Genomic DNA, 10,288 nt, shown 5'->3' with positions numbered 1-10,288 from the left:
GCTCCATCAACCAATAATCAATTGGTCAGTATTATTTATTTGAGTCCAGTGGCTAACTTATTCTTGAAATTTAGGAAAGTTTTTCAAATAGCCTTCAATATTCGTTTTATCAACATCAGGCATGTATTTATTATTCATGACTGAAACACTTGGATACCAATATTCAAAATTCCATTTTGAAACTTCTTCTTTGCCATATTTAGCAATGCAATGGATCAGGAACTTTGTAAAAAATTTGAGGAATTGTTTATAAACTGTCGCAGTTCTAAGATGGGCTGGCCTTTGAATCACTTCCTTGTAATTTCTGTTGATTTTAAGAGGCTTATTACCTAATTCAATAAATGGGATTAGTTTATTACTCAATAGAGTGTCAATTACTTCATCAATCTTGCTAAACTTTAAATTATTGGAATCCACCATGATATCAGCAAACAATCCCCAAATACGTCCATATTTAAATCCAATATCTTTTTGGACATTTTTCAATTGTTCATGAAAATTTTTTGAAAAGAAAGAACTGGCTTCCCCAACGTTAATTAATTGTCGCCAAGGCTCCTTCATTCCACTAATCGCATTAATTTGGTCATTATTAATCCGAATTGTTGTCACATTTTGAGAATGTTGGTTCCCTATTAAATCCTTCATTTGATTTTTAGGAACGATATACTCTCTTGCTGTTTGACTATTCTTATTATCGAATTTACTTTTTTTTCGATAAACACTTGGCGTTAAATGATATTTACCTTTAAAAGCTGCGTTGAAAGAACCGACATTGGGAAAACCATTAGAATATGCAATGTCTATTAATTTCTTATCGGTTTGCAACATATCCAATCGAGCATTTTCAATTCGCAAATTAGCAAGATAGGCTTTAAAGGATTGTTTAAAGGTATTTTTGAATAATCGCGATAAATAAGGAGCGGAAAAATCAAATTTTGCAGCTACTTCAGTCAGAGGAAGATTCTTTTTATAATTTAAATCCAAGTATTCTTTGACTCTATCAATTCGCGAAGCATGATTAGATTTTTGCGGTACATCTTTAGCATATTTTTTAAATAGCAGTGCAACCAATCGGTAGTATTCTTCTCGAATATCCGCACGAATAAATTCTTGAGAATTCACTTTGATATTAACAATTTCTTTCAAGATCTCTTTAATCTCTTCACTCGTTTTTGCCTTGTTTTGACATGAGTTAATTTCGAGATTCTCAAAAATATGTGTATATAGTTCACCGCTATAATCTTCACGATTGATAAAAAAGCTAATAATAATAACGTGATTATCGCCATTGCCAATGATCCCACAATTGGAATGCCGATTAATCAAAATAAAATCACCCATGTTCATTGGCATTGCTTGGCCATTATAGTTAACCTTCAGATCATTATCACTAGACACCAAAAATCTAATCTCATTATCCTCAAACGGTAAAGACAGATCTCCTAATGAAGAAAATTTGATGTTACTCCAATCTTCTTTGGATAGCATTTGCCGTCCCCCCTCGGAACAAATTTTTAATATGTTTGTCGTTTTAATCGTTAAATTATTGTTCTTTTTGTTTCGATATTTAGTTAACTATTTTATTTAGTTAACTATTTTTTATAGGATATTTTACTCTATAGAAAGCGATTTAAACTTGCAATAAATTAACATTTCGTCCAGCAATTTAAAATTAGCACCGCAAAATTTCATAAAAAAATCCTGCAATTATTGCGCCAACAATAATCACAGGATTGTTTACTATTCAATTAATCGTTTTTAGTAACTAAAATTTTACTTTCCCTGCTTCAGGATAATGTCGCTCGGCTTTACCTCACTGCCAAAGTACGGCTTCAGCTGGCTGTTGTAGTCCTTGGTAAAGAAGCCCTGCTTGTTCAGCTTGGTAATTTCCTTGTTCGACCAGTTCAACAGCGAAGTGTTACCCTTCTTCACAGCTGGAGCGATGTATTGGTGAGGGCCCACGCTCTTGATCCCAACGGTGTACTTCGGGTTCTTCTTGGTCCAAGCGTACAGGTAGGAGTTATCATCGGCCAACGCCGCTCCCCGCCCATTCTTCAGGGCGTTGAATTGCTGGGTTTTAGAGTCGAACTTCATCAAAGAAGCGCCGTGAGCGTTGCTGGTGAAGTAGTTTTCGGCCGTCGTCCCCTTGTTGACGATCAGCTTCTTGCCCCGCAATTGACTGACACTGGAAATCTTCTTGTTCTTCGGCGAAACGACACCGACAGAAACCTTCATGTACGGCTTGGCAAAGCTGATTACCTGCTTTCGCTGTGGCGTTACAGTGAAGTTAGCCAGCACGATGTCGGCCTTATCCGAATTCAGGGTGTCAACCCGGTTATTGGCGTTGACCTGGACGAACTTCGGCTTTACACCGAGATCCTTCGCCATCTGACGCGCCAGAGTCACGTCATAACCGACCCGCTTACCATTCTTATTGACCCAGCCGTACGGCGGCAGGTCGCCAAAGACCGCTACCCGCAATTGGCCGCGCTTTTTAATCGCGCTCACGGAACTGTTGTTGCTAGCAGCGTTAGCCGTAGTCGGCCGAGCGAAGTTCACGCCGGCTGTCAAAGCAGCGACACTTGCGATTGCCATAGCACCAGTAATAATTTTCTTCCAGTTAATCTTAAACTTCATATTCTTCAATCTCCCTTTATTAAAAATCCATACTGTTCAAAAAGTCAGCAGCCCGCTGGGTTTGTGGTTCGTGGAAGAACTGCTTACCCGGCGTCTGTTCCAGAATGCGGCCCTTTTCCAAGAAGAGCACCCGGTCTGCAATCTGCTCAACAAAGTTCATCTCGTGGCTGACGATAATCATCGTCATGTGTTCCTCATCCGACAGCCGCTTGATGATCTCGAGAACGCCCCGCACCATTTCGGGGTCCAGGGACGCCGTTACTTCGTCAAAGAGCATCAACTCAGGGTGCATCGCCAGCGAGCGGACAATCGCGATCCGCTGCTTTTGCCCCCCGGAAAGTTCACGCGGATAAGCAGCGGCATGGTCGGCCAGGTCGACCCGCTTGAGTAATTCCAGAGCTTCTTTTTGGACCTCTTTGGGATCACGCTTTTGCACTTTCGTCGGGGCGAGCATGATATTTTGCAACACCGTCAAGTTCGGGAAGAGGTCGTAGCTCTGAAAGACCATCCCGATCTTTTGCCGAATCGCCAGCCACGATTTGTGACTTTGCTCAATCGCCTGGCCGTGGAAGAAAATCGTCCCGTCCTTGAAGGGTTCTAAGCCGTTCAAGGTCCGAATCAGGGTACTCTTCCCCGAACCAGAGGGACCGAGGAGGGCTACCACCTCGCCCTTCTTAATCGAAAAATTGATATCGTGAAGGGCTTGCCAGTCGCCATAATATTTATTGAGATGTTCAACTTTTAAAATTTCTTCTGCCATGATACACCGCCTCGTTATTGTTTCTGCTTTGCTTCAAGGTGCTTGGCCCACCGGGAAAGCGGGTAGTCGATGATGAAGTACAGGAAAAAGATTAGACCGTAAACCCAGAAGACCCCGGTCGGGTAGTTTTGGTTATTGGCTTCAATGATCTGCTGGCCAATGTTGATGACGTCCATGACACTGATCATCAGCAGCAAAGACGTGGTTTTAATGACCCGCGTTGCCAGGTTAATGGTAGCCGGTAATTCCAGCTGGACCGCTTGCGGCAATAACACGTAACGGAATAATTGCCAGTTATTAAAGCCGAGCGCTTCCCCGGTTTCACGCTGATGTTTGGGCACCGACTGCAATGCTCCCCGCACGATATCGCTGAATTCGGCCGCCACCCACAAGGCGAAAGCAATCACGGCCATCCACGAGGCTGGCCAGTTGATGTGAAACTGTCGGGGCAAGATGTAGTAGAACAAAAACAGCAACACCACCGTTGGCACAATTCGGAAGAATTCCAGATAGAGCATCAGGATAAAGCGAATCACGCGGTTGTGCAGCGTTCGCAGCATCCCGAAGATGGTACCAAGTGCCAGGCCAATCAACAATGATAAAGCTGCGATCCAAACTGAGGTCCAGAGGCCGCCCAAAAGCCGGGTAAGGTTTGTTCCTTCAATCAGAACGTTAATCCCCGAATGTCCCATAGCGCACCTTCCTTTCTAACCAGTTCAGAATTAAAATCAGCGGAATCAAGATGATTGCATAGGCAACGACCAGGACAAACAAGTATTCATTGGACCGGTAGTACATTCCGATCAAGTCCAGGGCGGTGTTAGTCAGCTCAGGGATAGCAATTACCGTAAAGATTGACGTTTCCTTGACAAGGAAAATGATGTTAGCGGCCAGTGCCGGCATACTCAGCGCAAAGCCCTGGGGCAAGATCACGTAGCGTGCCAGCTGAAGATTGTTCATCCCCAGTGCCCGGCCATCCTCAATCTGATTGGGGCTAACCCCTTTGAAACCACCGGTGAAACCTTCCGCCATGTAGGCCCCACCCAAGAAGATCAACCCGATGATCCCACAGGTTTTGGCCGACATCTTCATCCCCATGACCGGAAAAGCATAGTATAAGAAGAACAGCTGGATTAGCAACGGTGTGTTACGTGCCACTTCCACATAAATATCAAAAATGCGACTAATCACCGGCAGCCGAAAATACTGCAGCAGGCTGCTGATCAGACCAACAACAATCGCGCCGATGATGCCGATCAACGACAGCCACAAAGTCAGGCGAAAGCCCTGCGCAAACTGCGGCAGGCTCTGCTGAATAATGGCCCAGCTCATTGATGAAACCTCCTTTAATTCAAGCTCTAAGAAATACAAAAAGCCTGCGACTTCATCCAGAAATCGCAGGCTTGCTTTTTCTTAGAGGTAACTCCGTCTAAGAAAGTATTTACCAGTACGAATTACTGAATTTTCGCCATAGCAAAACGCATGTTACAGTTGCTGCAACACGTAACACATTGTTCTGCTACCATGGCAAAATTCAGCATCATTCGCACTCCCTTCTTGATTGATTAATTGTATTCTAATCTTTCTTTAATGCGATGTCAATAGATTTTTGCTAACTTATTGTTAGTAAAACGAATAAATATCGTTTCAACAATTATCATCATTACAAAATCGGCGATAGTAGCCGACTGGCACTCTGCTTGAAACGCAGCCAGGGGCTCATTGCCGCAAACATCTCCGGGGTAATCACATGACTATTCCGAATATCATTGATAAAGATGCGTTCGAGCCGGTCGATCAAGTCGTGGTCGTAGATAAAGACGTTCGCCTCGAAATTCAGTTTATAACTCCGCACGTCCATGTTAGCTGAACCCACCGAGCCCATCTTGCCGTCCACCACCATCGTCTTGGCATGCATAAAGCCGGCCTGGTAAAAGTAGATCGTAACCCCGTCATCCGCCAACTGGTGAGCGTAGTACTGGGTTGCCCGGTAGACAAAGGGATGGTCAAGCATGTGAGGAACCATAATCCGCACATCGATCCCTGACTTGGCCGCAATTCGCAAGGCATCCAGAACTGAATCATCCGGAATCAAGTAGGGTGTTTGGATCCAAATGTGATCCTGAGCTGCGTTGATCAAACGCAAATAGCCCAGCTTGATCTGTTGGCTCTGGGAATCTGGGCCGCTCGCAACCACTTGCAGTGCCGCATGCCCCTCGGTATCTGGCACCGTGATCTCAGGGAAATAAGGCCGGTAATGATAAATCCGGTTCTTATTATTAGCCGCCGAAGCGTTCCAATCCCGAATAAATTGCTGCTGCAAGGAATAAACCGCCCCACCCTCAATGCGAAGATGGGTGTCCCGCCACGGACCAAATTTAGCCTTGCGCCCTAGGTACTGGTCGCCGACGTTAAAACCCCCGATGTAAGCTAACTGCCCGTCGATCGTTACGATCTTGCGGTGATCCCGGTAGTTGAGTCGGAAGTCAAAGAGGTTGCTGCGGGTCATCAAAAACGGTGCCGCCTGGCCGCCTAATTCTCGCAGGTGGTCGTAGAAACTCGACTTGACCCCCATCGAACCCCAGGAATCATAGAGCACCCGGACTTCGACCCCCGACGCGGCCTTCTGTTCCAGCAAGGTCCGGAGCTCGTTGCCGATCCGGTCATTGTAAATGCTATAGAACTCGATATGAATGCTGTCTTTAGCCGCCGCAATATCATCAAACATTTTCCGGAAGAGCTGGTTGCCATCAGTGTAAATGTTGACCCGGTTATGCCGACTGACGAAAGAATCCGCCACGTTTTGAAATAGCATGATCGTTCGCCGGTAAACCCGCATCGTGTCTTCTTTAGGCGGCTCCATCGTTGAATAGCGCCTCTTCTGGGCTTGCAGAGCTTCACTCATCTCCACCTGAGTCTCGGTTTGGATCCGATCCATCTTGCGGTGGGATAGTTTCCGACCGAGGAAGGCATAGATGATAAAACCAAGAACCGGCAAAAAAGTCAGCACTAGCAGCCAAGCCCAGGTGGCAGCGATGTCCCGCTTCTCCCGAAAGACCGTAAAGAGTGCGATCGCTTCATTGACAATCACTACCGCCAACAAAATATATTTCACTACTTCCCAGGTTAGCTCCATCTTGTCCTCCCGTTGAATGATTTCACATTGTTTCTTAATTTTAACGCAAGTCACTCTGTTTCACTAACCGCGTATATGAGAAAATCGCTATAATATAACTAAAAATCAGTTTAAAGGAATGATTCACATGCTCTCTTTCTTGCCCCTCGGCATCGGCCAGGTCCGTCTCTTCCATATGCTATTTAACCGCAACCCCATTGCCGCGATCATCTTACTCGTCATCATTGTCGTCGGTGCTTATCTGTACCAAAATCGCCGCTAAGGGGGCTAATTTATGAATTATTATGATCCAGACGCTGACGTCGGCGATTATTTAAAAGTTTTCGCCCTCTCCACCGTAATCTTGCAAAACGTCCTGGTTCTCGGCCTCACTGTCACCCCGGCAGCTGCTTACCAAAACGGAATCGGCTACGTCTACGATATTATCAAATTTTCGGCGCCCGCCTTTATCTTCGGTATCCTCTACAGCACCATTCGGACAACGATTAACACCAAGATTACCTACCGCCACTACATGGCCAATTGCTGGGGGCTGTTGTTTGTCCCAAGTATCTGGTGGACCCTAATCTATCTGATCATCATGCCTGATTTACAACAGGTCCAGCACTACCACAACTTTCTGACTTTCTGCTGGCAGTTCATCAACGGCAACGCCGCTCCCCACCTCTGGTACAACGTCATGATGCTGCAATTCATCATCCTGACGCCTCTCTTTTGAATGATCGGTCATTGGTGCGACCACCATCCCCAGCGCACTTGGTTCATTATCATCATCACTTTGGCTTTTGAATTACTGTGGCTGCTGATGTATGACACCCTGGTCTTCCACGGCCCTTATTCCCATCAATGGTACCTACTAGACCGGGTCTTCTTGAGTTTCTTAATCTACGGCGTACTCGGCACCCTCGCCTGGCAAAATCACGAAGTGGTCTTTCGGGGATTGAAGAAGAACTGGTGGCTGCTCATCATACTGTTCATCGCTACTTTTATCTGGAATAACTGGCAACTATTCAGCTATGGCCATCCCGTCATCCTCGCCAACGCTCCCTACTATAAACCGATGATGCTCCTCTACGACCTCGTAGTGATCGGCTTGATCTTCGTCTTCGCCCGCTGGCAGATCGACCGTCAAAGCAAAGCCACCCACTTCTTCCATCTCTTTGCGACTTTCGCCCACCGGGCCTTTTTAAGCAGCAGTTTTTGGACGGCTATCCTCTGGTGGTCTTTTGGCAAAAGTTTCACTGCCCAGCACCACGTTTGGGGAATTCTCATCGTTTATCTATTAACCTGGTTGATGTCCTTCGCGTCAGCCTTTGGCAACCATGCCGTCTGGCACGCGATTCGTCCCAAATTCGTCGCCATTTTCAAAAAGGCAGCCTAAAACGGGCTGCTTTTATTTTTTGTCTAAAAATATTGGTTTATTGAATAATTTTGCTGATATATCAACGATATAAGCACGAATTTTATTATTGGTCTATTTGGAAGCGCTATCTTATGTAAGGCCAGTTCATCCCACGTCTGTCAAGGGATCGCAAGCCCAGCCAAGCCCCGCGTTGACAATCTTGGAAGCGCTTTACAAGTGTATGACAACCGGTTATCATATACACCGTAAAGAGATTAATAAAGTTTGAAATTATTCCGATTACAATTGGAGGCAATCCTATGGAAAAAAGTAACACATTAGCCACGAAGCTTGCGTTCCTCTCTGCCTCATTCATGGTAACGAGTGCCTACGCAATCCAAAGTGCGCTGCCGCAAATTAAAAACGCCTTAAACATTACCCAGCCGCAAGTTGAGTACCTGGTGACGACCCCATCATTTGCCGTGATGTTCTTTGTGGTTCTGTCACCGCTCCTGCAAGACTGGTTCCACATTTCTGACAAACACATCATCATGGCCGGGATTTGCCTGGTCGGGGTTGCTGGTCTGGTTCCAGCCTTTGTTACTAATTACTGGGCCATTCTCATTTCACGGTTAATTTTAGGTGCCGGTTATGGTCTGTATAACTCGCAAGCGATTTCCTTGATTTCCGTTTGGTACAAGGGTCACGAACGGACGAGCATGCAAGGCTGGCGTTCCGCCTTTGAACAAATCGGGAATGCTTGCACGCTGACGATCTCCAGCTTGCTTTTGATCTACGCCGGTTGGCACGCTGCCTTCCTCGTCTACGGTCTGGCCTTTGCTGTGATGGCCTTCTTCGCTTGGCGAGTACCAAACGACACCCACAGCACTGCCAACTCTGATACTGACAAGGGCGACAACACTGAAGAAGCAACAATTTCACCGATTGACAATAAGCCGGTTACTAAGATCAGCCCGTTGGTTATTGCCATCCTCTTCTTCGTTCTGCTGATCAAGATGGACTTTATTGGCATGGAAAACCGTTTCCCTGGTCTGGCCGTTGCGATTAACGGTGCTAAGTTCGACGGCACCGGGACCTTCCTCTCACTGATGCTGATCGGTGCAACCCTTGGTGGTGCCACTTACGGCATCCTTCAAAAGCATTTCGGTTACATTGGCACTATGTACATCGGCTTGGCATTACTGGCCATTGCCAACTTCCTCTTCGGCTTTGGTGGCAATAACTTCGCCATCATTGCTGCCGGCATTTTGCTAGTCGGTTACCCAATGCAGGTCCTGACTCCTTTGATCTTCAACATCCTGCCGTTCATGGCCCCGATGAAGCTGCAGACGAAGTTAACTTCATTCATCCTGATCGGTTTTAACTTCGGTGCCTTCTTCTCACCAACGGCTGACGCATGGTTCAACCACCTGCTCGGCCGGCCGATGAGCGGTCTGAGTCTGGCGGTTCCATTCCGGATTTACGGTGTTCTGATGTTGGCGATCATCGCTATCATCTTTGCCGCTAAACGGATGTATGATTTGAAAAGCGCTCACCAATCATCAACCGCTCAATCACCGGTAGCTACCAACATGTCAATGCAGCATGTTGATGCCAACCACTAAGATTAACTGCACATTCAATTGTAATCGAAGATAAACGAAAAGCAGGCTTTAGGGCCTGCTTTTTTATTACTTGTGTGGCCACCGCAAAATATTGACAGCACCGATTAGCATCCCGATGGCCAAAACCACCATCCAAGCCTGGGCATGATCGATCATAGCGGCTGGTTTTGTGACTCCTGCCACCATTTCCGAAACAATCGATAAGCCAACTGCCCCACCAATCTGGTGGACAGTGTTGACCACTCCAGAAGCTGCACCAGCGATGTCACCTGAGGTATCAGCTACTCCGGCCACAGTCAACGGACTCATAATCAACCCTTGACCGATCCCAATGAAAACCATCGGCAGCGCCACCCCGAGCCAATAGCCCTGCTGAATGCCAATTACCGTGCCGAGAACTAAGCCAAAAGTATCGATGATCGCCCCAGCAATCAGGACAGTCGCGTTATTAAAACGAAAAGTCAGCCGAGCGACCAATAGGGAAACACCAAATTGGATGGCCGTTAGCGGCAGGAAGGCAATCGCAGCCATCAGTGGGCTAATGCCGAAAACCCGCTGCAAAGCTTGGGGCATCAAGGTGAACTACTCGGCCATGAATGACTGAGCTTCTGGGAACACGAAGTAGTATTTAGGATATTACACAGGTATTCCTGATACCTAACTTACAGAACTTCGCTATTTACCATGGCTAGTCCCTAGCCAATGGCTTTTAGTCCTTTATGCAAGATATTAACTGCCGCATTAATATCCCGATCGTGATGGATACCACATTTAGGGCAAGTCCATTC

General features: G+C 46.3%; 12 protein-coding genes. 4 read left to right on the top strand and 8 right to left on the bottom strand.

Annotated features, from left to right (window positions below):
* Positions 1-57: 57 nt before the first annotated feature.
* The 6 genes from QOR82_RS08120 to cls all read right to left on the bottom strand — a co-directional run bounded on the left by QOR82_RS08120 (position 58) and on the right by cls (position 6,533).
* On the bottom strand, positions 58-1,488 hold the full coding sequence (locus QOR82_RS08120) for a helix-turn-helix domain-containing protein (RefSeq protein WP_283584263.1): 1,431 nt from the start codon (positions 1,486-1,488) through the stop codon (positions 58-60).
* Between the two features lie 285 nt (positions 1,489-1,773).
* Complete coding sequence (locus tag QOR82_RS08115; RefSeq protein ID WP_283584262.1) at positions 1,774-2,637, bottom strand: transporter substrate-binding domain-containing protein; 864 nt, start codon at positions 2,635-2,637, stop codon at positions 1,774-1,776.
* 19 nt (positions 2,638-2,656) lie between these two features.
* A complete protein-coding gene (locus tag QOR82_RS08110; RefSeq protein ID WP_283584261.1) occupies positions 2,657-3,397 on the bottom strand; it encodes an amino acid ABC transporter ATP-binding protein in 741 nt (246 codons plus the stop codon).
* Between the two features lie 14 nt (positions 3,398-3,411).
* The gene (locus QOR82_RS08105; RefSeq protein WP_283584260.1) at positions 3,412-4,089 is read right to left on the bottom strand and encodes an amino acid ABC transporter permease; all 678 of its coding nucleotides are present in this window, start codon (positions 4,087-4,089) and stop codon (positions 3,412-3,414) included.
* Positions 4,070-4,729, bottom strand: coding sequence for an amino acid ABC transporter permease (locus QOR82_RS08100; protein ID WP_283584259.1), 660 nt, complete (start codon positions 4,727-4,729; stop codon positions 4,070-4,072). The genes QOR82_RS08105 and QOR82_RS08100 overlap by 20 nt, the downstream gene beginning before the upstream one ends.
* Before the next feature lie 331 nt (positions 4,730-5,060).
* Positions 5,061-6,533, bottom strand: coding sequence for a cardiolipin synthase (cls, locus tag QOR82_RS08095; RefSeq protein ID WP_283584258.1), 1,473 nt, complete (start codon positions 6,531-6,533; stop codon positions 5,061-5,063).
* A 127-nt stretch (positions 6,534-6,660) separates the two neighbouring features.
* Here cls and QOR82_RS08090 point away from each other — a divergent pair, with 127 nt between their 5' ends.
* The 4 genes from QOR82_RS08090 (at position 6,661) to QOR82_RS08080 (ending at position 9,500) form a co-directional block, all read left to right on the top strand.
* Positions 6,661-6,795 (top strand): hypothetical protein, encoded by a 135-nt coding sequence (locus QOR82_RS08090; protein WP_283584257.1) that lies wholly within the window; start codon positions 6,661-6,663, stop codon positions 6,793-6,795.
* Between the two features lie 12 nt (positions 6,796-6,807).
* The gene (locus tag QOR82_RS09430) at positions 6,808-7,251 is read left to right on the top strand and encodes a hypothetical protein (RefSeq protein WP_326521495.1); all 444 of its coding nucleotides are present in this window, start codon (positions 6,808-6,810) and stop codon (positions 7,249-7,251) included.
* Complete coding sequence (locus tag QOR82_RS09425) at positions 7,252-7,914, top strand: LTA synthase family protein (RefSeq protein ID WP_326521494.1); 663 nt, start codon at positions 7,252-7,254, stop codon at positions 7,912-7,914. It begins immediately after the preceding gene.
* Between the two features lie 281 nt (positions 7,915-8,195).
* A complete protein-coding gene (locus tag QOR82_RS08080) occupies positions 8,196-9,500 on the top strand; it encodes an MFS transporter (RefSeq protein WP_283584256.1) in 1,305 nt (434 codons plus the stop codon).
* Positions 9,501-9,566: 66 nt separating this feature from the next.
* Here QOR82_RS08080 and QOR82_RS08075 read toward each other — a convergent pair whose 3' ends face one another.
* Together QOR82_RS08075 and QOR82_RS08070 are read right to left on the bottom strand one after the other, a co-directional pair.
* Entirely contained in the window at positions 9,567-10,073 is a 507-nt protein-coding gene (locus tag QOR82_RS08075; RefSeq protein WP_283584255.1) for an MFS transporter, read from the bottom strand.
* Positions 10,074-10,195: 122 nt separating this feature from the next.
* Positions 10,196-10,288: zinc ribbon domain-containing protein (locus QOR82_RS08070; protein WP_283584264.1), on the bottom strand; the 93-nt coding region annotated here is incomplete at its 5' end.

Source organism: Limosilactobacillus difficilis, assembly GCF_947387495.1.
In the GTDB taxonomy this organism is placed as follows: Bacteria; Bacillota; Bacilli; order Lactobacillales; family Lactobacillaceae; genus Limosilactobacillus; species Limosilactobacillus difficilis.
This window is presented reverse-complemented; position numbering and strand designations above follow the sequence as displayed.

Coding starts and splice junctions, on each gene's coding strand:
- QOR82_RS08115 (WP_283584262.1), bottom strand. CDS start 2,637: ATGAAGTTTAAGATTAACTGGAAGAAAATTATTACTGGTGCTATGGCA.
- QOR82_RS09425 (WP_326521494.1), top strand. CDS start 7,252: ATGATCGGTCATTGGTGCGACCACCATCCCCAGCGCACTTGGTTCATT.
- QOR82_RS08120 (WP_283584263.1), bottom strand. CDS start 1,488: ATGCTATCCAAAGAAGATTGGAGTAACATCAAATTTTCTTCATTAGGA.
- QOR82_RS08110 (WP_283584261.1), bottom strand. CDS start 3,397: ATGGCAGAAGAAATTTTAAAAGTTGAACATCTCAATAAATATTATGGC.
- QOR82_RS08080 (WP_283584256.1), top strand. CDS start 8,196: ATGGAAAAAAGTAACACATTAGCCACGAAGCTTGCGTTCCTCTCTGCC.
- QOR82_RS09430 (WP_326521495.1), top strand. CDS start 6,808: ATGAATTATTATGATCCAGACGCTGACGTCGGCGATTATTTAAAAGTT.
- QOR82_RS08105 (WP_283584260.1), bottom strand. CDS start 4,089: ATGGGACATTCGGGGATTAACGTTCTGATTGAAGGAACAAACCTTACC.
- cls (WP_283584258.1), bottom strand. CDS start 6,533: ATGGAGCTAACCTGGGAAGTAGTGAAATATATTTTGTTGGCGGTAGTG.
- QOR82_RS08075 (WP_283584255.1), bottom strand. CDS start 10,073: ATGCCCCAAGCTTTGCAGCGGGTTTTCGGCATTAGCCCACTGATGGCT.
- QOR82_RS08090 (WP_283584257.1), top strand. CDS start 6,661: ATGCTCTCTTTCTTGCCCCTCGGCATCGGCCAGGTCCGTCTCTTCCAT.
- QOR82_RS08100 (WP_283584259.1), bottom strand. CDS start 4,729: ATGAGCTGGGCCATTATTCAGCAGAGCCTGCCGCAGTTTGCGCAGGGC.